17 protein-coding genes and 4 pseudogenes are annotated in these 20,347 nt (G+C 56.9%); 15 read left to right on the top strand and 6 right to left on the bottom strand.

Annotation, left to right across the window (positions count from 1 at the left end; all coding sequences use genetic code 11):
- Positions 1–316 precede the first annotated feature (316 nt).
- Together AXG89_RS31910 and AXG89_RS31915 are read right to left on the bottom strand one after the other, a co-directional pair.
- On the bottom strand, positions 317–712 hold the full coding sequence (locus AXG89_RS31910; protein ID WP_335672008.1) for an MOSC domain-containing protein: 396 nt from the start codon (positions 710–712) through the stop codon (positions 317–319).
- Positions 713–847: 135 nt separating this feature from the next.
- A complete protein-coding gene (locus AXG89_RS31915) occupies positions 848–2,548 on the bottom strand; it encodes a site-specific integrase (protein WP_062174606.1) in 1,701 nt (566 codons plus the stop codon).
- 541 nt (positions 2,549–3,089) lie between these two features.
- On the opposite strand from AXG89_RS31915, the gene AXG89_RS31920 reads away from it, so the two are divergent.
- The 8 genes from AXG89_RS31920 to AXG89_RS31955 are packed head-to-tail and all read left to right on the top strand — an operon-like array spanning position 3,090 to position 11,439.
- Positions 3,090–5,420, top strand: coding sequence for a bifunctional salicylyl-CoA 5-hydroxylase/oxidoreductase (locus tag AXG89_RS31920; protein WP_062174608.1), 2,331 nt, complete (start codon positions 3,090–3,092; stop codon positions 5,418–5,420).
- A gap of 8 nt (positions 5,421–5,428) precedes the next feature.
- Positions 5,429–6,211 carry an SDR family NAD(P)-dependent oxidoreductase gene (locus tag AXG89_RS31925; RefSeq protein ID WP_062174610.1) on the top strand — a complete coding sequence of 261 codons (783 nt, stop codon included), beginning with the start codon at positions 5,429–5,431 and terminating at the stop codon, positions 6,209–6,211.
- A complete protein-coding gene (locus AXG89_RS31930) occupies positions 6,208–6,747 on the top strand; it encodes a MarR family winged helix-turn-helix transcriptional regulator (protein WP_062174612.1) in 540 nt (179 codons plus the stop codon). The genes AXG89_RS31925 and AXG89_RS31930 overlap by 4 nt, the downstream gene beginning before the upstream one ends.
- Positions 6,748–6,796: 49 nt before the next feature.
- Complete coding sequence (locus AXG89_RS31935; protein WP_062174894.1) at positions 6,797–7,645, top strand: enoyl-CoA hydratase family protein; 849 nt, start codon at positions 6,797–6,799, stop codon at positions 7,643–7,645.
- Position 7,646: 1 nt separating this feature from the next.
- Positions 7,647–8,852 (top strand): acyl-CoA dehydrogenase family protein, encoded by a 1,206-nt coding sequence (locus AXG89_RS31940; protein WP_062174614.1) that lies wholly within the window; start codon positions 7,647–7,649, stop codon positions 8,850–8,852.
- Complete coding sequence (locus tag AXG89_RS31945; protein ID WP_062174616.1) at positions 8,852–9,328, top strand: acyl-CoA thioesterase; 477 nt, start codon at positions 8,852–8,854, stop codon at positions 9,326–9,328. The genes AXG89_RS31940 and AXG89_RS31945 overlap by 1 nt, the downstream gene beginning before the upstream one ends.
- Positions 9,325–9,720, top strand: a complete 396-nt coding sequence (locus tag AXG89_RS31950; RefSeq protein ID WP_062174618.1) for a RidA family protein — start codon at positions 9,325–9,327, stop codon at positions 9,718–9,720. Before AXG89_RS31945 ends, AXG89_RS31950 begins: the two co-directional genes overlap by 4 nt.
- Positions 9,721–9,780: 60 nt before the next feature.
- Positions 9,781–11,439 carry an AMP-binding protein gene (locus tag AXG89_RS31955; protein ID WP_062174620.1) on the top strand — a complete coding sequence of 553 codons (1,659 nt, stop codon included), beginning with the start codon at positions 9,781–9,783 and terminating at the stop codon, positions 11,437–11,439.
- Between the two features lie 169 nt (positions 11,440–11,608).
- Here AXG89_RS31955 and AXG89_RS31960 read toward each other — a convergent pair whose 3' ends face one another.
- A complete protein-coding gene (locus tag AXG89_RS31960) occupies positions 11,609–12,088 on the bottom strand; it encodes an RES family NAD+ phosphorylase (RefSeq protein WP_162916181.1) in 480 nt (159 codons plus the stop codon).
- A gap of 220 nt (positions 12,089–12,308) precedes the next feature.
- On the opposite strand from AXG89_RS31960, the gene AXG89_RS31965 reads away from it, so the two are divergent.
- The 3 genes and pseudogenes from AXG89_RS31965 to AXG89_RS31970 all read left to right on the top strand — a co-directional run bounded on the left by AXG89_RS31965 (position 12,309) and on the right by AXG89_RS31970 (position 14,319).
- The gene (locus AXG89_RS31965; protein WP_062174623.1) at positions 12,309–12,953 is read left to right on the top strand and encodes a porin; all 645 of its coding nucleotides are present in this window, start codon (positions 12,309–12,311) and stop codon (positions 12,951–12,953) included.
- Positions 12,954–12,973: 20 nt separating this feature from the next.
- The gene (locus AXG89_RS45100; RefSeq protein WP_442861773.1) at positions 12,974–13,261 is read left to right on the top strand and encodes a hypothetical protein; all 288 of its coding nucleotides are present in this window, start codon (positions 12,974–12,976) and stop codon (positions 13,259–13,261) included.
- A gap of 39 nt (positions 13,262–13,300) precedes the next feature.
- Positions 13,301–14,319 (top strand): annotated as a pseudogene (locus tag AXG89_RS31970) (IS110 family transposase).
- A 1,085-nt stretch (positions 14,320–15,404) separates the two neighbouring features.
- Here the strand turns inward: AXG89_RS31970 and AXG89_RS31975 are convergent.
- Positions 15,405–15,740: pseudogene (locus AXG89_RS31975) on the bottom strand (integrase core domain-containing protein); the annotation flags it as partial.
- 22 nt (positions 15,741–15,762) lie between these two features.
- On the opposite strand from AXG89_RS31975, the pseudogene AXG89_RS31980 reads away from it, so the two are divergent.
- The 3 genes and pseudogenes from AXG89_RS31980 to AXG89_RS43790 all read left to right on the top strand — a co-directional run.
- Positions 15,763–16,122 (top strand): annotated as a pseudogene (locus AXG89_RS31980) (integrase core domain-containing protein); the annotation flags it as partial.
- 17 nt (positions 16,123–16,139) lie between these two features.
- Entirely contained in the window at positions 16,140–16,310 is a 171-nt protein-coding gene (locus AXG89_RS31985; protein WP_162916183.1) for a hypothetical protein, read from the top strand.
- Positions 16,307–16,558: pseudogene (locus tag AXG89_RS43790) on the top strand (hypothetical protein); the annotation flags it as partial. The gene AXG89_RS31985 and the pseudogene AXG89_RS43790, both read left to right, overlap by 4 nt.
- Positions 16,559–16,853: 295 nt before the next feature.
- Here AXG89_RS43790 and dctA read toward each other — a convergent pair.
- Both dctA and AXG89_RS32000 read right to left on the bottom strand, forming a co-directional pair.
- On the bottom strand, positions 16,854–18,224 hold the full coding sequence (gene dctA, locus AXG89_RS31995) for a C4-dicarboxylate transporter DctA (RefSeq protein WP_086386546.1): 1,371 nt from the start codon (positions 18,222–18,224) through the stop codon (positions 16,854–16,856).
- A gap of 47 nt (positions 18,225–18,271) precedes the next feature.
- The gene (locus AXG89_RS32000; RefSeq protein ID WP_062174630.1) at positions 18,272–18,943 is read right to left on the bottom strand and encodes an aspartate/glutamate racemase family protein; all 672 of its coding nucleotides are present in this window, start codon (positions 18,941–18,943) and stop codon (positions 18,272–18,274) included.
- 190 nt (positions 18,944–19,133) lie between these two features.
- On the opposite strand from AXG89_RS32000, the gene AXG89_RS32005 reads away from it, so the two are divergent.
- Positions 19,134–20,072, top strand: a complete 939-nt coding sequence (locus AXG89_RS32005) for a GntR family transcriptional regulator (RefSeq protein ID WP_062174632.1) — start codon at positions 19,134–19,136, stop codon at positions 20,070–20,072.
- Positions 20,073–20,347: the final 275 nt, after the last annotated feature.

Genomic DNA, 20,347 nt, shown 5'->3' on the forward strand with positions numbered 1-20,347 from the left:
TCAGTGCGAGCGGCAGCTGAGGGTCGATCACGGCCATCATAGAAACCGGTTGCCAAAAAGCCGGGCAAAAAACTCTACTAACGGTCTGGTCGGCTGGTGTCTTCATCACAGGAACAATGGGACGTGTCGGCAGCGGCGATTTGTCATCAAAGAGCTGGCAATGCGGTCGGGCTAAGCGAGAGAAAGAGGCGGAGAAGGGCTCACGTCTCGGAGTGCTGAGCCCGCCAGCAAATCAAAATTGTCTTTTCCCTTCGACGTTGCTGGCATACAGCTCAATGATCGCGAATACGACACTCCTAGGCAAGCGGCTGAGGAATCACTCGTCGATACGCGCGATGGCTTCGCCTACGCCTATGCGCCCTCTTGTTAGGACCTTCGCCGTTATGCCACCAAAACCTCGCGTCGCGTGATATCCGCCCACGCCAAGCGTTTCCTCTAGACGCGAGCAGGGATGACATTCGCCTGTCATCTCGAGCATTGCATCACCGATGCCAAACTTGCGGTCTTTCAACGCCAACAGATTAATGCCGCGCGTCACCAGATTGCGACGGAGAACCTCTGGCGCGAGCGTTTCCAGTCCCAGGTGACTTGCGATAGCCGCGAGACTCTCGGCCTGGATGAGGGTGACTTGCCGTTTTCCCGAATCGCGACTGTAGTGATCGCTTTCCAGCCCGACGTGCGGGTCTAGCATGGTTTCATCGACCGGGCGCATGACCAACCGCCGCTCGGGCCGCACGCCGATCCATATGAGCGCTCCGGATCTGATGGGCGCATTGAAGAGCCTGGTGAGCGAGGACTGTGGGTTGAGCGGCATAAATAGAATAGGCTTTGAATTGAACAATGCGGACTAGACCGCCTTAAATGCATCCCGGAACTGTCGAGCCCGTTCCACCTCGTCACTGTGCAGATAGGTGGACGTTGTCGTTATAGACGCATGACGCAGATTATCCCGAACCGATGTCAGTTGCGCGCCGCGTGTGAGCGCATGGGTCGCGTGCGTATGCCGCATCCAGTGCGGGCCGGCCAGCCGCAGTTTTACCGCAAATGCCGGTTTTTCCGCCTCGATCAGGGCCGCTGCCGTCTCAAAAAACCGTTTCATAATCGCCCACAGCCGCACGGTGCTCAGCCCTTGACGATCGCTTTCATTCAGGCCGGCAATCAACGCAGTTCCGGGGGTCCAGCGCTCTGGGGAGACGGGTAAGCCGCGTTCCACCAAGTAGCGTTCCAGCGCCCTGCGAGCAAGGGGCGGCAGCGCCACTTTTCCTGCTTTCTGGCCCTTGCCGACGAGTTCGACCCAATGATCTTCATGTGCATCGGTGCGGATGTCTTTGAGCGTCACGTTCACAAGCTCGCTTGCGCGCAACCCCGTGGCATAGCCGAAGTCCAGCACGAAGCGCAGCCGCTGGGCCGCTGCAGGTTTCCAGCCATACGACCACTCGAGCCCGTCGGCAACGGTGCGCAACAGTTGCCACTCGCCTTCTGTGAATGCGTGCGACGCATCGAGCGCGGCGCGCTCCGTACCTTTCACCTTCACACCAGAAAACGGGTTCGCCAGCACATACCGTTGCTCGATCAGCCATCGGTACAGCGCGCCTAGAACCATCAGCGAATAGGCCACCGAGCGCGGCGCCAGGTTGCCCGTGAAGGGCCGCCACTGTGACGAAGTTCGCGTACGCGTTGGACCGACCCATCGATCACGGGGCGTGGGCCGGCGCAGGAATGTGCGATAAGCAATGGCATCTTCGGTGGTCAATGAAGAGAGTGCCCGGCCTCGTTCGACGATCGCCCACAGAATGAGTCGCTCGGCTTCCTTCCGATAGGCGCGTTGCGTCGAGGGCGACTCGTGCAGCGACAACCACGTTTGCACTGCGTCGTAGTCATTGTTCGCGTCGAGCGCGCAGCTTTCTCGCGGTGCTCTGAAGACGCCACACGATCCGTCGATTTCATGCGGAAGGCGCACGTTCTCCCATGGCACCACGATGGGCGAGCCGGTGGACTTAATCAATGCACGGGCGCGATCGGTGAGCGCTGGGTGGGCGGCAAAGAACGCTTCGATGTGTTTGGCGCTGGCTTGTCCGAGCTTCGGAATCACCGTCCACCATTGCTTGCGGCGCGGGATGCGAAGCGTGAGTTCGGCGAGCGTCGTGATGCCGTGAGCGTGAAGCGCGTGCACAGCGCGAGGCGGCAGCCAGCGGGCAATGTCGTCAGTGATCGAAGGTATCGCCAGAGTTGCGACCCGAAGGGCCTCGATGCCCTTTGCAACAAGCCGTGCGTGCTTGACGCGTTCGGCGGTACGGTGACCGAAGAGTTTGGCAAGGTCGTCGCGATGGCGGGCGAGGGCACAACGTACGAGTTGACGCCGAATCATACTTAGCACGCCGCGTGCGGATGTGCCGTGGGTGAGCCGATGAGGAAGGTAACGAACGACCGCCTCACGTGTGGGCACACCTTCATACCAGCATCGCAAGGCGGCAAGTGCGTCGTCACCGGGCAAATCGTTAGTTTGTCCCGATAATTGGGGATATATCAAAGGTTCGTGCATTTCCATAAGCACGAGTTTAGCGTAAAGGAACTGCTATTAGGATAAGGATAGTTATCTTAATAGCATTGAAATTGGTCTTTTATCCTCGCAATTTTCATCGTTCACACAACTAATGTTGTTAATAGATTTCAACTAAAGTTGTTACTACTGCTATGGCGTGGGCGCATGTGCACCGGCGCGTGGATCTAGATTGCGTTCGGGCGCTTGCTGGACGGGGAACCGGCCTTCTGACCTACAACAAGTCGCTTGGCTGGTCCAGCAATCGAATTGAAAGATTCGCGACTAGTAGATAACAGTTTTGGTTGAAACCGCTCATTAGATAACAACTTTAGTTGAAATGCCGACCGGCCGCCGAGCGTTGTGTGATGGCCCTCTAAGCAGGATTTAGCGGCATATCTCGGTGATAACAACATTTGTTGTGCAAGCGTTTTAGATTGCGCGCCGTCATCTCTCGGTCAGACGCTCGCCCACCAAAATTCACAAATGTACTTGACACCTAAACTATATAGGCCTAAATTAAAACTGACTCTTCAGCCTGGAGCGCTCTATGCGCATCGTTTGTATTGGTGGCGGCCCCGCGGGTCTGTACTTTGGCTTGCTGATGAAGAAGCAAAATCCCGCTCACGACGTGACGGTAGTGGAGCGAAATCGTCCCTATGACACGTTCGGCTGGGGCGTGGTGTTCTCCGACCAGACGCTCGGCAACCTGCAGCGTGCGGACGAGGCAAGCGCGGCAGCCATTCTCGATGCATTCAATCATTGGGATGACATCGACATCCATATCAACGGCCGCACGCAGCGCTCCTCCGGACACGGTTTCTGCGGCATCGGCCGCAAGCGCCTGTTGAACATTCTTCAGGAGCGTGCCGAGGCGCTTGGCGTGAAGCTAGTGTTCGAAACGCAAGTGACCAGCGACGAAACCTACGACGCCGACCTCATCATTGCGTGCGACGGCGCCAATAGCATCGTGCGCACCAAGTACGCGGCCACCTACAAGCCCGACATCGACTTGCGTGATTGCCGCTTCGTCTGGCTCGGCACCGAAAAGCTCTTCGATGCCTTTACGTTCGCGTTCGAGAAGACCGAATTCGGCTGGTTCCAGGCGCATGCGTATCGTTTCGACGACCGCATGTCGACGTTTATCGTGGAAGCGCCCGAGCGGGTCTGGCGTGCAGCCGGCCTGGATGAAATGAGCAAGGAGGACGGCATCGCATTCTGCGAACGGCTCTTCGCCAAGTACCTCGATGGCCACTCCCTCAAGTCCAACGCGCAACATTTGCGCGGCTCATCGCAATGGATCCGGTTTCCGCGCATCGTGAATGAAAGGTGGGTGCATAACCGCACGAATGGCGATGGCAGCGTGACGCCCGTGGTCCTGATGGGCGATGCCGCTCACACGGCGCACTTCTCGATCGGCTCCGGCACCAAGCTCGCGCTTGAAGATGCAATCGAACTGACGAACAGCATGGCGGCGCATCCGTGCGATCTTCCCGCCGCGCTCGAGCACTATACGGACGTACGCAGCGTCGATGTCCTGCGCATCCAGAACGCCGCGCGCAACTCCACCGAATGGTTCGAAAACGTGGACCGTTATGCGTCTTTCGAACCGGAGCAATTTGCTTATTCGTTGCTCACGCGGTCGCAGCGCATCTCTCATGAAAACCTGCGTTCACGCGATGCCGCGTACCTCGCTGAGTTTGAAAACTGGATCGCACAGCGTTCGGGACTCGATATAGACAGCAGCAAGCGTTCCGTCCCGCCAATGTTTACGCCCTTCACCGTGCGCGGCGTGACGTTGAAGAACCGCGTGGTTGTCTCTCCCATGGCCCAGTACTCGGCGGTCGATGGCATTGCGGGTGACTACCATTTGATGCATCTAGGCGCGCGCGCCATGGGCGGCGCGGCATTGGTGATGACCGAGATGACCTGCGTCTCGCCCGAAGGCCAAATTACGCCGGGATGTCCCGGTCTGTACAACGACGCGCAACGTGACGCGTGGCGGCGCATTGTCGATTTCGTGCATCGTGAGAGCGATGCAATGATTGGCATTCAGTTGGGTCATGCCGGCGCGAAGGCATCCACGCGCGTCAGTTGGGAAGGAATAGACAAGCCACTCGATGAGGGCAACTGGCCTATCGTGTCGGCGTCGCGGCAGCAGTATTTGAAAGGCATCAGTCAATGGTCGCGCGCAGCATCCACGGATGATCTGCAAGAGATCAAGGCGCAGTTCGTGCGATCAACCGAGCTTGCGGTGAGCGCTGGTTTCGACTGGCTTGAACTGCACTGCGCCCACGGTTATCTGCTGTCCGGTTTTCTCTCTCCGCTTACCAATCAACGCGACGATGAATACGGTGGTTCGGCCGCAAACCGTCTGCGTTTCCCAATCGAAGTGTTCAACGCGATCCGCGCAGCGTGGCCCAAGGACAAGCCCATTTCGGTGCGTATCTCGGCGCACGATTGGGTTGAGGGCGGCATCACGCCTAACGACGCCGTGCTGATCGCACGAGCATTCAAGGAGGCAGGCGCGGACATGATTGACGTATCGTCGGGACAGGTGAGCAAGGAAGAGAGGCCGGTCTATGGCCGCATGTTCCAGACGCCTTTCTCGGATCGCGTGCGTAACGAAGCAGGCATTGCGACCATCGCGGTCGGAGCGATCTCGGAAGCGGACCACGTGAACAGCATCATTGCTGCGGGTCGCGCCGACCTCTGCGCGGTGGCGCGTCCGCATCTTGCCAATCCTTCGTGGACGCTCGATCAGGCCGCGAAGATTGGTTACGTCGATATCGCCTGGCCCAAGCAATATTTCGCCGCGAAGTCGCAACTCGAGCGAGGTTATGAACGCGAGCGCGCGCAGCATGCGGAGGGCGAAGCATGAACACAGGGATGAACACGAATACGAAGCCGCTCACAGGCCAGCGCGCCGTGGTCACAGGCGGCGGAAGCGGCATTGGCGCTGCAGTAGCGCATGTGCTGGTGAGCGCCGGTGCGCAGGTCACGTTGATGGGCCGGGATGCGGCGCGTCTCGCTTATCAGGCTGAAGTCCTGAGCGAAGCGGGAACCGTTCATGTGCAGTGCGTCGATGTCACGTCCGCCGATTCCGTCGTCGCGGCGTTTGCTGCTGCGCGCGAACATGGGTTTATCGACATCCTCGTCAATAACGCCGGACAAGCCGAAGCAGCGCCGTTCGGAAAGACCGATCTCACGCTGTGGAAACGCATGCTTGATGTGAATTTGACAGGCGTGTTCCTCTGCACGCAAGAGGTCTTGCCCGCAATGCTTGAGCGTCGCAGCGGGCGCATTGTCAACGTAGCGAGTACTGCGGGTCAGGTCGGTTATGCGTACGTTGCCGCCTATTGCGCGGCCAAGCATGGAGTGATCGGAATGACGCGTTCGCTGGCGCTGGAAGTTGCCACGCGTGGTGTGACCGTCAACGCCGTGTGTCCCGGTTATACGGAAACAGGTCTACTCGAACAGTCGATAGAAAAGATCGTTGCGCAGACCGGACGTAGCGAGGACGAGGCACGCGAAGCACTGCTGCGATCGAATCCGCAACGTCGCTTCGTGACGCCGGATGAAGTCGCCAGTTCTGCGTTGTGGCTGTGCTTGCCGGAGTCACGATCGATTACCGGTCAGACCATTTCCATTTCAGGTGGAGAAGTAATGTGAACAAGCCTGCTGCCCGGACGGTTAAAACTGCCGCGCCCGAAAAGTCCAAGGCCACCGGCAACGTTGTCGACCTTGAGATGAGTACCGGTGTCGACAGTCACATGGGACTGCGCTTATGGCTGCGCATGCTGACCACCACCAATCTTGTGCAGGCTGAACTGCGCCGCCGCCTGCGCGCCGAATTCGACACCACGCTGCCGCGCTTCGACATGATGGCGCAACTCGAGCGCCATCCTGAAGGCCTGAAGATGAGCGAGCTTTCGCGACGTCTCATGGTCACCGGCGGCAACGTGACGGGTCTCACGGACCAGTTGGAGAAGGAAGGATTTGTCGTGCGCGATACCGATCCGAACGACCGCCGTTCGTTTGCCGTGCGCCTCACCGCGCATGGCCGCGAGTCGTTCGATCGGATGGCGCGTGCACATGAACAATGGGTCGTCGAATTGTTCGGCTGCTTGCCGCTGTCGGACAAGGCACGCATGCATCAGAAGCTGGGCAAGCTCAAGCAGCACTTGCGCGAGCGCACGGATTCGTGAAGCCTGACGACCCAATTAAATACGGAGACGTTCGATGAACGGACAGTTGATGAACGACGCAACCAACTCGCTTTTTGCCGGTAACCGCACCACACTTGGCGACTATCGCGCGAAGCACTTTGGCTGGGCCGTAGAGCAAGGCGTTGGCACGATCACGCTTGATCGGCCCGAGCGCAAGAATCCGCTGACGTTCGAATCGTATGCGGAGTTGCGCGACCTGTTCCGCCAGCTTGCTTACGCCACCGATGTCAAGAGCATCGTCATCCATGGCGCCGGAGGCAACTTCTGCTCAGGTGGCGACGTGCACGACATCATCGCGCCGCTTGTCGATCTACCCATGCCCGAGCTGCTCATGTTCACGCGCATGACCGGCGACCTCGTCAAGGCGATGCGCCATTGCCCGCAACCGATTATTGCGGCCGTAGATGGCATCTGCGCGGGCGCGGGCGCAATCCTCGCGATGGCTTCGGACATGCGCCTGGGCACTGCGCGAAGCAAGCTTGCGTTCTTGTTCACCCGTGTGGGACTGGCGGGTTGCGACATGGGCGCATGCGCGATCTTGCCGCGCATCATTGGTCAGGGACGAGCGGCCGAACTGCTTTTCACCGGACGTTCCGCAAGTGGCGACGAAGGTTTCGCATGGGGCTTTTATAACCGTCTATGCGAACCCGACGACGTTTTGCGCGAAGCGCAATCGCTCGCGTTGGATCTTGCATCGGGACCCATCTTCGCGCATGGCATCACGAAGAAGATGCTGCATCAGGAGTGGAACATGAGCATCGACGATGCCATCGAATCCGAAGCGCAGGCGCAGGCTATCTGCATGGCAACGAATGATTTCGGGCGCGCGTATCGCGCATTCGCTGCGAAGACGCGACCCGTGTTCGAGGGAGACTGAGTTGGCCAATCCCCAAACGTCATCTCCCGCTTTCCACGATGCCCTCACTTGGCCGTTCTTCGAAGAACGGCATCGTGAACTCGGCGCGCGTGTTGACGCGTGGGCATCGAAACATCTCGGTGATACGCATGCCAATCATTCGAACGTCGACGCAATCTGCCGTCGTCTTGTACGTGAACTCGGCGCGGCTGGCTGGTTGCGTTATGGCGTAGGCGGCACGGCTTATGGCGGATACGGCGACACCATCGACACGCGCGCCGTTTGCCTGCTGCGCGAAACGCTTGCCCGCCATAGTGGTCTCGCGGACTTCGCGCTCGCGATGCAAGGACTTGGATCTGGCGCCATTTCGCTTGCCGGCAACGAAACGCAAAAACAGCACTATCTGCCGCGGGTGGCAAGCGGCGAGGCTATCGCGGCGTTTGCACTGACGGAACCGGACGCCGGCTCTGACGTTGCGGCGCTCGCGCTCAGTGCGCGTGAGGAAAATGATTCTTATGTGCTCGACGGCGAGAAGACGTGGATCTCAAACGGCGGCATCGCGGACTTTTACGTGGTGTTTGCGCGTACCGGCGAGGCGGCGGCCGCGCGTGGCATCAGCGCATTTATCGTCGATGCGGTTACCCCAGGACTACGCATTGCCGAGCGCCTCGATGTGATCGCGCCGCATCCTTTAGCGCGCCTTTCGTTCGAAAACGCGCGCGTGCCGCAAACCGCTTTATTGGGAAATCGCGGCGAAGGTTTCAAGCTTGCGATGCGCACGCTCGACATCTTCCGCACGTCCGTTGCGGCAGCGTCGCTAGGCTTCGCGCGGCGAGCCATGAGCGAAGGGATCGAACGCGCGGCGTCGCGCAAGATGTTCGGGCAGACGCTGGGCGACTTTCAATTGACGCAGGCGAAACTGGCGCACATGGCGCTCACTATCGACAGCTCCGCGTTGCTTGTTTATCGGGCGGCGTGGATGCGAGATTCCGGTAAATCGGTTACGCGTGAAGCTGCGCTGGCGAAGTGGCATGCGAGCGAGGGCGCTCAGCAGGTTATCGATGCGGCCGTGCAATTGTGGGGTGGCAGCGGCGTGCAAAGCGGTGCGGTGGTCGAGCAGCTGTATCGGGAGATCCGCGCGCTGCGCATCTATGAAGGCGCGACCGAAGTGCAGCAGTTGATTGTCGGGCGCGACCTGCTCAAGGCGCATGCGGCAAGGAACGCGTGATGGAAACATCGACCCATTTCGAGCGGCCGGTGCGCGTCCGTTTTTCGCATTGCGACCTTGCCGGCATCGTATTTTTCCCGCAGTACCTTGTGATGACCAACGCGCTTGTCGAGGACTGGTTCAACGAAGCACTCGACATCGACTACGGGGCGATGATGAGTAAGCGCCGCGTCGGCCTGCCGATCGTGAAGCTCGATTGCACGTTTTCAAAGCCAAGTCAGATGGGCGACACGCTTGTGCTGTCGCTGACACTTGATCGGATTGGTGCTCGTTCTGTCGGCATTGTGATTGACGCACGGTTGCATGGTGAAACGCGCTTTATTGCGCGTCAGGTGCTGGTGACAACCTCGCTTGAATCCGGAACGTCGATCGATATTCCCGACGACATACGCACCGCGTTGACGCGCTTCAACCCCGCAGCGCTAGCCGAAGTAAAAGACGAACTTAAGGACGAACTCAAGGAGACGCGGTCATGAAAAAAGCATTGCTCCCAGCCAACTGGGTCAAGCCGCGCGGATATGCAAATGGGGTTGCCGCGCGCGGCACGCAGGTCTTCGTAGCAGGACAGATTGGCTGGGACGCGCAAGGCCACTTCCAGAGCAGCGACTTCGCAGCACAAGCGCGCCAGGCGCTGGCCAACATAGTTGCGGTGCTCGACGCGGCAGGCGGGCGCCCGGAACATCTTGTGCGTTTAACCTGGTACGTGATCGACAAGCGTGAATACGTCGCTGCGCTGAGGGACGTAGGCAGTGCGTTTCGGGAACTGATCGGCAATTACGACATCGCGATGAGCGCTGTGCAAGTGGTCGCGCTCATTGAAGACGAAGCCAAGGTGGAGATCGAAGCCACCGCCGTTATTCCGGATTGACTAACGCCGCTTGTCTTGTCGTTAAGCTAGTCGCTTACTTCGTTGTACTCGGAGCTCATCATGGAATTATCGGCTCACGTCGATACGTTTTCCCGCGACAACCTGCCGCCGTCCAGCGAATGGCCGGAGTTTCTGCTCGACAACCCCGACGTCTCTTATCCGGTGCGCCTGAATTGCGCGGTCGAATTGCTCGACCGGATCATCGATGACCATCCGGAGCGCGAGCAGGGCGCGCGACCTGCGATCTGGTCCGACTTCGATGGCGCTCCGCACGCGACCACCTATAGCGAATTGCGGACGCGCGTGAACCAGACCGCGCACGTGCTGACCGGAGCGATGGGACTGGTGCCGGGTAACCGTATCCTGCTGCGCGGACCGAACACGCTGCACATGGCGATCGCGTGGCTTGCGTCGTTAAAGGCGGGGCTCGTGGTGGTGCCCACCATGCCGCTTTTGCGTGCCAAGGAGCTGAAGCAGATCATCGATAAAGCACAGGTCTCGGCGGCGCTATGCGACGCGCGTCTGGTCGATGAGCTCACGCAATGCAGCGATCCATCGAGCACATACTTTTGCGAAAACCTACTGCAAACAAAGCTCTTTCACGACGATGGCCCCGATTCCGTCGATACCATCGCCGCGCTTCAACCTGCCGACTATACAGCGGTCGATACCGCTGCGGACGACGTCTGCCTGATCGCGTTCACTAGCGGCACAACTGGAATGCCGAAGGGCTGCATGCACTTTCACCGCGATGTGATGGCGATGGGCGATCTGTTTCCGCGCCATATCCTAAAGCCCACCGCCGACGATATATTCTGCGGCACGCCGCCGCTCGCGTTCACGTTTGGGCTGGGTGGCTTGTTGTGCTTTCCGTTACGCGCAGGCGCATCGACGGTATTGATCGAGAAGTTGACGCCGGAGACGCTGCTGCAAGTGGTCGAGCGTTTTCGCGCAACCATCATGTTCACGGCACCGACGTTCTATCGGCAAATGGCGGGACTTGTTTCGCGTTTTGATTTATCGACGCTCGGAAAAAGTGTCTCCGCGGGCGAGGCGTTGCCCGACGCCACACGCAAGCTTTGGCGGCAAGCCACGGGTTTGCAAATGATCGATGGCATTGGCAGCACTGAAATGATCCACATCTTCGTGTCGACCGCCGAAGCGCAGGCGCGCGACCGGGCGATCGGGCGCGCTGTGCCAGGCTACGTAGTGCAGGCAGTGGATGACAATATGCAGCCCGTGCCCATTGGCGAGGTCGGCATGCTCGCGGTCAAAGGTCCGACCGGTTGCCGTTATCTGAGCGACCCGCGGCAGCATAAGTTTGTCCGCGATGGATGGAATCTTCCGGGCGATTCAGTGCGAATCGATGGCGATGGTTACGTCTATTATCAGTCCCGTGCCGACGACATGATTATCTCGGCGGGCTATAACATTTCGGGCCCGGAAGTAGAAAGCGCGCTGCTGATACATGAAGCGGTGGCAGAGTGCGGCGTGGTTAGCGTGGCCGATGACGAGCGCGGACAAATTGCCAAGGCATTTGTTGTTCTTAGCGCAGGATTTGTAGCGAGTGACGCGCTCGTGGTCCAGTTGCAGAACTTCGTGAAGGAACAGATCGCGCCGTATAAGTATCCGCGCGCGATCGAGTTTATTGACGCATTGCCTCGCACCGAGACGGGCAAGCTGAAGCGGTTTGCATTGCGGGCATTGGCGGCGTCCTGATATGAGCGGGTAAGCGAAAGCCGGGCTATCTACGCGGTCGGCGACACCGAAGCGCCATCTCCACGAGCAGTTCGATGATCAAATTCTCGTTGTCCCTGATGTGCGACGAGTTATCCAGGTCTGCAATAGGCTCGCTCATCCGGTCACCAAACAACATGACCGCCTTCGACTAGTTATCCTGCTTCGATATCCAGATAAGACCTTGCGCGTCCGGATAGTGCGCCCAGAACCACGCCGCCCATTCACGCGTGCGTGGGTAGTCCTGCTTGTTGCCATCGAACAGCTCCGAATGCTTCAGACCTGCCGTCCGCAAACCGGCCGAGGTGAGGTTTATTAGACGGAGCTCCTGTACTTCGATCGAACTCATGTGAAGGTTCGAGACGAGATCACGCTCAATATCGTGTATGTATCTTGAAGCCGGAACCGGCACGTCGTGCAGGACGGTCTCCATGATGGCGCCGCGCATTGTGCTAGCTGCGTAGATAGTGGGAAAGACGTCACCGGAGTCCGGTCTTCTTAGCGGACTGAAGGGGGCATTTCCGCGCCCGGAGTCATTAAAGGCGGCGGGTGTGTATTTTCCTGTATGCTGGTCGAGATCATGGGGTATTCGTCCTTTTCGTGCTAAATCTGGCGGTTTTCTCTGAAGCACCTTAATTTATAGGCTGCCAAGGGGTTCCGACTTTTGTCCAAATGCTCAAAAAGCGTCTGCGATGACATAACCGCCCCCCGATTACAGGTTGCGCCACCTTGACGGGAGGCGGAGATGCCAGGCCTGGAATTTCGTCATTTTGGACAGGATCGCCTGCCCGCTCGATTATCGGAATTCGAAGTGGAGCTCTATTTCGCGTTGACTGAATGGATTTAACGTGATGAAGGGTTCGTTATCCCAAGCGGGAGACGAGTTCGGCCGTTCCGCCTATGTGGGTTTGTCAAGTCCCTATGACACCGTCACGCTCGGTCGTCAGTACGACTCGGTCGTCGACTATATCGGTGGCCTGGAAGCCGGGAGTCAGTGGGCAACCTACTTTGCCGCGCACCCTGGCGACCTCGACAACATGAACAACTCGAACCGCATCAATAATGCGATTAAATACACGAGCGCAAACTATTCCGGCCTGAAATTTGGCGGCTTGTATAGCTTGGGCGGAATCGCCGGTCAGTACTCGCGCAACGAGATATGGTCATTGGGGGCGGGCTATGTTCAAGGCCCGCTGACGCTAGGCATAGGCTATTTGGACATCATCGACCCGAATTTTTCAGCTGTTGGCAACAGCGCTCAGTCAAGCGCCACCGGTTCGAATTTTGGATCGAATGTGGTGATTAGCGGATACGCGTCCGCGAAGAGCCAAAAAGTATTTGCAGCGGGGGGAGCCTATACGATCGGGGCGGCGACAATCGGTGGGACCTACAGCAACACGCAATTCAAGAAATTGAGGGGCGAGGCTGGCGTCGGTTTGAATCCGGTTGAATATACAGGCGGATCCGCGAAATTCCCCAACGTGAACTCAATTTAAAGTATCAGGTTATCCCTGCCTTGCTTTTTAGAATTGCCTATGACTTTACGAAGGGGTACGGCGTGAACAGTGTGCAATACCATCAGGCAGCGCTGGGGGCGTGCTACTTTTTATCCAAGCGGACCGACCTTTACCTCGCGGGGGTCTTTCAACATGCGTCGGGTAGCGTCGTTCGACGGAATTCTGTCAATCCGGAATCCATGTACAGCAATGGGGGGCGATTTGAGTTGAATGATATGGACGCTCCCCACCTAACGTGGTGTTTGACGTTAACGGCACTGCCGCAACAGAAATGCAAAATAGGGTAGATCATATTAGCTTCGCCGGTTAATCAAAGGGGATCCGTCATGACACATACCGCCGTTGGTGTGGATATCGCAAAGAACGTGATGCAAGTTCACTGGGTTGATCCTCGGACTGGCGAGGTCGTGAATCGACCGATAAAGCGAGCCGCTTTTCTCGAATATTTTGCTAACCGCTCGCCTTGTCTGATAGGAATGGAGTCGTGCAGCGGGTCACAACATTGGGCGCGGCAACTGGTCCAGATGGGTCACCAGGTAAAGTTAATGCCGGCAAAGTTCGTGAAAGCGTTCAATATTGCAAACAAAAGCGATGCTGCCGACGCACGTGCCATATGGATGGCGACTCAGATGCAAAGCAAGCCTGTGGCAATAAAGACAGAGTCTCAACAAGCTGTCCTAGCATTGCATAGGATGCGTCAGCAGCTCATCAAATTTCGAACGATGCAGATCAATAGTCTGCGAGGCTTGCTCACCGAATACGGCGAAGTCATCGGCACTGGCCGCGCTGCTTTAGAGAAAGGCATAATCGGAGTTTTCGCCCGACTATCAGATCGGTTGCCTATGATGTTGATCGATACGCTTCGTGAGCAGTGGAACGGGGTTGATGAGATCGATCGGCAAGTCGCGCAGATTGAACGGCGTTTAAATGAATGGATGAAGAACAATGAGGCCGTCAAGGCGATTGCAGCCATCCCGGGCGTCGGATTGCTTAGCGCGACGGCGGCGGTTGCAACGATGGGCGACGCAGGAACGTTCAAGTCCGGCAGGGAGTTCTCGGCGTGGCTTGGTCTTGTTCCGCGCAGAGCGGCTCCGGAGGCAAGGTAGCGTTACTCGGCATAAGTAAGCGAGGCGATACCTATCTCAGAACGTTACTCGTGCATGGCGTTCGAAGCGTTATCTATCATGTCAAAGAGCCCGGGGCGTGGGTGGAACAGATGAAACTACGGCGTCCACTAAATGTCGTCATAGTAGCCATGGCAAACAAATTGGCTCGAATTATATGGGCAGTGCTCGCCCATCAAAAGCCTTATCAGAAGGGTCACAAGAGCGTTCGACCCATCTGACACCAAGTTTAAAAGCACGATGCTGTAGGAAAGGATGGAGTGTCCAAAGTTGCGGCGGTATTTGAGTGTAATGACAGAGCAGGTCGGACCTGGGATTCACCAAGCCTGAAAATTTGTCTGAGCCACTGAGCTCGTGAGTTGAATGAGGCGTGAATCCGCGGATTTCATAGGGGCCCGCAGCGAAGCAGGCTGCAATAAGGCCGTATGTAGAACTGCAGCCCATCCTGTCCGTCACGCACTGAAAGACCTGGCGCAAAGGGGGGCGTCCATGTAGACAGATTTATGCCCACTCGGACCGACATGATTCTATCAATTCGCATCAGTGCGACGCAAATCTGTCAGTTGGCGTTCATTGCAAACCCCGAAGTCAGTGGGGGCAACAATTTAAATTGTCATCGCTAGTAGGCGTGTATCACCATGCGGATAGCACGCATCTGGCGTAGCGGGCCGAGCGAGAATCGGAGCGGCTTGATATTCAAATTTAGAGCTTAAGCGGCCTAATCCGGCATGCAGCAAACGGCATTTTCCGACGCGAATAATGCGGAAATACCGAACAGTGATATTACCGTATCAAACGTAACCGTTATTCATAACACAGATAATTTTTCATTTTTGGACAACCTGTATCCCACATTTTTACGTAGAACAACCGCGAGCATCACGCGATGTTCGCATCCGGCTCTACCGTTACGAGGTAATTCGTATAACGAAGCAATTGGTAAGTCTGTCGAAGACCATCAAAGATGCTTTGTCAACACGGGGTAAATGTTTGTTGCTTGCGGCCCCGTTTCTATATGAAATCCAACTCTGTTCCGGAAAGTAGGGCGCATGGCGATCACTCTCTGGAACATCACGCAAAGCGTCGAAGATAAGGCTCTGTCCCTTGCTTTCGCCCAATAGGATCTTAGGGGAAACCCAGGGCAAGAATCCGGAATTTAATCTGAAAATGTGAATTGACGCTTTTATACGCACAATGTTGACAAAATTAAGTCGGCTTACGCAAGTCCAGGCCACATAGTCTTAGCGATCGACGTCAGAGTACGAGTGCGGCTAGCGGCGGTTGTCAACGTAGTTGTCGCGTCACTTCAAGCGGACTGCTTTAGTTCTTCCAGATGCATGCGCTCCGGATTGAGCCAGACTTCATCCTTCAATTTCCAGTTGCGCGTCGATCGGGACCAACGCTGTGGATTGCGCTGCCTGGCCTCTGCATAAACGGCTTCACGTTGCGCGAGCACTGCGGCGGCTACGCCGTTGTGGCGCTGCGCCGGCGTGACGAATTTCAGGCCGCTGTGTTTGTGCTCCTGGTTGTACCAACGCACGAATTTCTGCGTCCAGGCACGGGCCTCATCCACGCTGCCGAACGGCCTGCGTGGATAGTCGGGCCGGTACTTGCAGGTCCGGAACAGCGACTCTGCGTAGGGGATATGTGATCGATCACATATCCCGTATGCCGAGGCGCTGTTCCGCACGGCCAAGTACCGCCCGGAGTTCCCCAACACGGGCTTCGCCGATCTCAATGCTGCACGCGACTGGGCGAGCGACTTCGTGCATTGGTACAACTTCGACCACCGCCACAGCAGCATCCGCTACGTCAGCCCGGCGCAGCGTCACGACGGCGAGGATCACGTGATCCTCGCGGCGCGTCACGAGGTGTATGTCCAGGCGCGGGAACGCAACCCGGCACGCTGGTCACGCTGCACTCGAGACTGGACACCAATCGGCGCCGTCACCCTCAATCCGGAGCGCGAGTCAGTCGTCACGATAGCCTCGCACGCCACACTTAAACAGCCTTTGGCTGCATGACTGAGGCGACAAGTACCTTGACACGCGCCGAATGGCTGACATGGCACGGCAAGGGTTTCAAAGCCGTCGAAAGGCTCAAGCAAATTCATGACATGTTCGGACTTGTACCTGAAGACTCGGCGCACATGGCGTTGTGGTGGAATCTCCGTGGGACGTATTGGTACCTGGAGTCCACGGTCGATACATAGTCAACTACGGATGGCGCTATCAGCGCGGCATGCCAATCAGCAGCATCGCGGAATCGGCGGTCAATGAAATCGTGAGCTTGCGCTGTGCGAAGAAGCGGCAGATGCGCTGGACCAATAAAGGTGCGCACCTGCTCGTTCAGGTTCGGGTCGCCGTGCTAAACGGGGATCTAAAAATGCGAGAAATGCCGGAACCGCTGCAATTCTACGCAGAGCGGAAACGTGACGATCGCTGCCAACGTGATGCCTAACCCTGCCTCCGGATTTGACTGCACCCGTCTACGGTAGTTCAGTTTTGCTGGTCGCACGCTCCGAAGACTACCGTTTTTGGGTTTGGTATCGACACCTGTATCAAAGCAGGCAACTGTTGTCCATTAATGCACCGCGCCACACTGTCGTTCTCTGCGAGTCGTCAGCACCTGCAGTTTAGCGCGTCCGACTTTTAAGCTGCGACGCCGTTCAAGGGCAAGACTTGGTGGGTCCCAGATTTGGAGAAGCCTCTGACTTTTGCAGCGTAGCCTGACGTTGCTATTTCGGACGACACTATCAAAGCGGTTTTTCGGACACAACGCCGTGGCTCTCAATGTCGCGTTGTATGGGCGATTGAATTGGCGTTCCGGGTACTGATGTATCAGAAAATTCAGCCTCCACATCGTTCTGATGATAAAGCGCCTCACGCATTTTTGACGGATCGAATGCATGCTCCCATTTTGCGATAACCACGGCGGCGACCGCATTGCCAATAATGGAAGTCACTGACCGCGCTTCGCCCATGAACCGATCAATGCCGACCAGCAGGGCAATGGCGCTCAAAGGCAGAACGTGGACGCTGGAAAGGGTGGCGGCGAGCGCTATAAATCCACCGCCCGGAACGCCGCTCATGCCTTTCGACGTAAACAGCCCCATTGCAAGCACGACCAATTCCTGGCCCAGCGTCAAGTGCGTATTCGTGGCTTGAGCGATGAACACGACGGCCATGGTCAGGTAGATGCATACCCCATCCAGATTGAACGCATAACCGGTTGGCACTACCAGGCCTACGATCGATTTTCCGCATCCCATTCGCTCGAGTTTCTCCAATAAGCGAGGTAAGGCGGGTTCCGCGCTCGATGTGCCGAGCGTAATCAATATTTCTGTTTTCAAGTACGCGAGAAAGCGGAAGACGTTGATTCCGCAGAGTTTCAGTATTGTCCCCAGCACAACGAAGATGAATATCAAACAAGTGACATAAAAAGCCAGCATCAAATGCCCCAGCGCAAGTAAGCTGCCAAGGCCGTATTTGCCAACGGTAAAAGCGATCGCACCGAAAGCGCCGATTGGCGCGAACTTCATCATGAAGCCGACCACGCCGAACAGGGTGTGAAGAAATTCATCGACGATATTCACAAGCAGTGCTGCCTTTGTTCCTGCATTGGCAAGCGCGAGACCAAACAGGACCGCAATAAAGACGACCGGGAGAATCTCTCCGTGCACGAATGCGCCGACGAAACTCTCCGGGATAATGCGCATGAAAAAATCCTGAACGGTCTGATCCCTGGCGACTTTTGCGTATCCGGCCACGGATGAGGTGTCCAAGGTTCTCGGATCGACGTTCATGCCGCCGCCGGGGTTCATCATGTGAGCCACTATCAAACCGATCGCGAGCGCTGCGGTTGTCACTGCCTCAAAGTAGATCAGCGATTTTAGTCCAACGCGGCCCACTGTCTTGATGTCGCCCATTTTCGCAATGCCGGTGACAACCGTCGCAAAGACTACAGGCGCCACAATCATCTTGACGAGCTTAATGAACGCATCGGCAAAGATTTTCATTTCGACGCCAAGCTTCGGCTCGATCGCACCAAATGCGATACCGAGCGCTACCCCGATGAGCACTTGAATATAGAGCGGACTCACCGCTTTGCGGATTGAAAAGCTCACTACTGTCTCCTGATAGCATTTTGGGCGCACGCTCGAATCAATTCGAATCAGTAGCTGTGTGGTGCGAGCAGCGTTTTCAGCTTCGCCACGGCGCTATCCGGAGTGGTGAGGACCGGTCGGCCCGACGCGGTTTGTGTAGCAGGCGAAGCGCTAGTCATTGAAAATTGGGCGAAACAAATGACGTGGCAATCCACCGCTTCAGCAGAAGCCTGGGCGATCAGATGATCATGTGTTCCGGCGTCGCCCTGTTGCAGCGCTGCCCATGCCTCAGGCACGCAGATACTCCGCAAGTCGATGGTCTTTGAAGCTTGTCGTGCGAGGTCTTCGAATTCCGCCGTGATTGGTGCAATAGAAGGAGCGAAGGTCGCGATCAACGCTATCTTCGAGCCCAGTTCGAGCGCTTGAGAAATCATTGCCTCGTTCGGCTTAAGAACCGGCACGGAGACTCCCGCTCGTGCCGCATCGATAGCAGGGCCGAACGCCGAGCAGGTAAACAGGACACCATCCGCGCCGGAATCGACCGCGTAGCGCGTTAACGCAGAAAATCGCGTGACCAGCGCTGCGATGTTTCCGTTGGCCGCCTTGAGGTCTGCCGTGAGCGAATCTTCTAAGATGTTGAAAACGCTCGCCTGCGGCCACAGTCGCTTAAAACCTTCGGCGATCGGGGCGATGGCGAGCGGTGTCGCGTGGATCAATGAAACACGTGTTGGTTTAGTCATAAGGAAGCGACCTTAAATTGTATTTAATTGCACTTTAGTACATTAAGAGACTTTTAGGGCTCGGGGAAGACCCGATGCAGGCCCATGTTATCTCTCGCCCCCTCGGCTAAAATATCAGCCAGAAGATGGCGAGACTCGTATCTGAGCCCTGTTTGTGGTAATTATCAGTGAACACTGAAATTGTTCTACGATGAAAAACGAGACAACTAGCGCCCTGGCCGACCAAGTGGCGGCAAAAATTATTGATATCGCGAGAACTCGCGCGCTTCCTGCGGGCGAGCATCTGCGCGAAGAAGCCCTTGCGGCGGAACTTGGGCTTTCCCGGACGCCTGTCAGGCGAGGGCTCGCGCTGTTGGAAACGTTCGGAATCGTGGTGAAAGAGCCGAATCGCGGGATTTTTCTTGCGGTCGACGCGCATGGGATCGACATCGGCAAACTGCCCTTCGGTGTCGACCCCCTTGAAGATTTCTATTTGCGCGTTTCAGACGATTGCCTAAACGGCGATATCGCAGAAGAGTTTTATGAGGCCGCTTTGCTGCGCAAGTACGACATCCCGCGCGGCCAATTGCTCAAGGTTCTCTCGCGCCTGTCGAACGAAGGGATGATCGCTCGAAAGCCGGGCCAGGGATGGCGTATCAATCCTTTTTTGCATAACACCGAAGCGCATATACAGAGCTATCGTTTCCGGATGGCTATCGAGCCTGCCGCGCTCATGGAGACGGGCTTCCGCGTTGACAAAGCCGCGTTCGCGAAGGCGCGCAAGATCCAGCAGGAAATGCTGGAAGGCGACATCTTCAAGTTGTCCAGGTCCATGCTGTTCAAGAATGGCTCGGAGTTCCACGAGATGCTGGTGCGTTGCTCGGGAAACCGTTTCTTCATCGAAGCCATTGAGCGGCAAAATCAGCTGCGCCGGTTCATGGAGTACAAGGCAGCGACTGACCGGCCGCGGCTGATCCGGCAATGTCAGGAGCATTTGGAACTGCTTGACATGATCGAAAGCGGAGCAAGGGATCATGCCGCTGCGTTTTTACGGCGGCATCTGGACATTGTGAGCAAGATCAAAGCTCGGGCGGAAGCAAAAGAGGAACAAGAGGCGAGTCATCGCCTCCAGCCTGAAGCGCATTTATGAGCCAAGTCGCTACACCTGCGTAGAGCCCGGCTACGCGCCGGATGAAGTTGGACTGAAACGGGTATTCGGTGTTCCACGAGCTCGCCTTGTCGGCCAATTTCGCCGATCTTTCGCTAGGCGATACCAATCTCAATCACCGGTTGCCACGCGCTACGTCACGCCTGACTTCAGCTGCATCATTGCGGGTTAACGAGACTGACATTTCATAAGTTTGTCGCTTACATTGTATTTCATCGCATTTAGATACATTGTGAGGCACAGCCGATCTGCATCTG

Origin of the sequence: Burkholderia sp. PAMC 26561 (assembly GCF_001557535.2) — a bacterium.
GTDB lineage: Bacteria > Pseudomonadota > Gammaproteobacteria > Burkholderiales > Burkholderiaceae > Caballeronia.

What these genes read in the sequence shown, in the direction of transcription:
- AXG89_RS31910 (WP_335672008.1), bottom strand. Translation starts at nt 712, where the DNA reads ATGCGCCCGGTCGATGAAACCATGCTAGACCCGCACGTCGGGCTGGAA.
- AXG89_RS31915 (WP_062174606.1), bottom strand. Translation starts at nt 2,548, where the DNA reads ATGGAAATGCACGAACCTTTGATATATCCCCAATTATCGGGACAAACT.
- AXG89_RS31920 (WP_062174608.1), top strand. Translation starts at nt 3,090, where the DNA reads ATGCGCATCGTTTGTATTGGTGGCGGCCCCGCGGGTCTGTACTTTGGC.
- AXG89_RS31925 (WP_062174610.1), top strand. Translation starts at nt 5,429, where the DNA reads ATGAACACGAATACGAAGCCGCTCACAGGCCAGCGCGCCGTGGTCACA.
- AXG89_RS31935 (WP_062174894.1), top strand. Translation starts at nt 6,797, where the DNA reads ATGAACGACGCAACCAACTCGCTTTTTGCCGGTAACCGCACCACACTT.
- AXG89_RS31945 (WP_062174616.1), top strand. Translation starts at nt 8,852, where the DNA reads ATGGAAACATCGACCCATTTCGAGCGGCCGGTGCGCGTCCGTTTTTCG.
- AXG89_RS31950 (WP_062174618.1), top strand. Translation starts at nt 9,325, where the DNA reads ATGAAAAAAGCATTGCTCCCAGCCAACTGGGTCAAGCCGCGCGGATAT.
- AXG89_RS31955 (WP_062174620.1), top strand. Translation starts at nt 9,781, where the DNA reads ATGGAATTATCGGCTCACGTCGATACGTTTTCCCGCGACAACCTGCCG.
- AXG89_RS31965 (WP_062174623.1), top strand. Translation starts at nt 12,309, where the DNA reads ATGAAGGGTTCGTTATCCCAAGCGGGAGACGAGTTCGGCCGTTCCGCC.
- AXG89_RS32000 (WP_062174630.1), bottom strand. Translation starts at nt 18,943, where the DNA reads ATGACTAAACCAACACGTGTTTCATTGATCCACGCGACACCGCTCGCC.
- AXG89_RS32005 (WP_062174632.1), top strand. Translation starts at nt 19,134, where the DNA reads ATGAAAAACGAGACAACTAGCGCCCTGGCCGACCAAGTGGCGGCAAAA.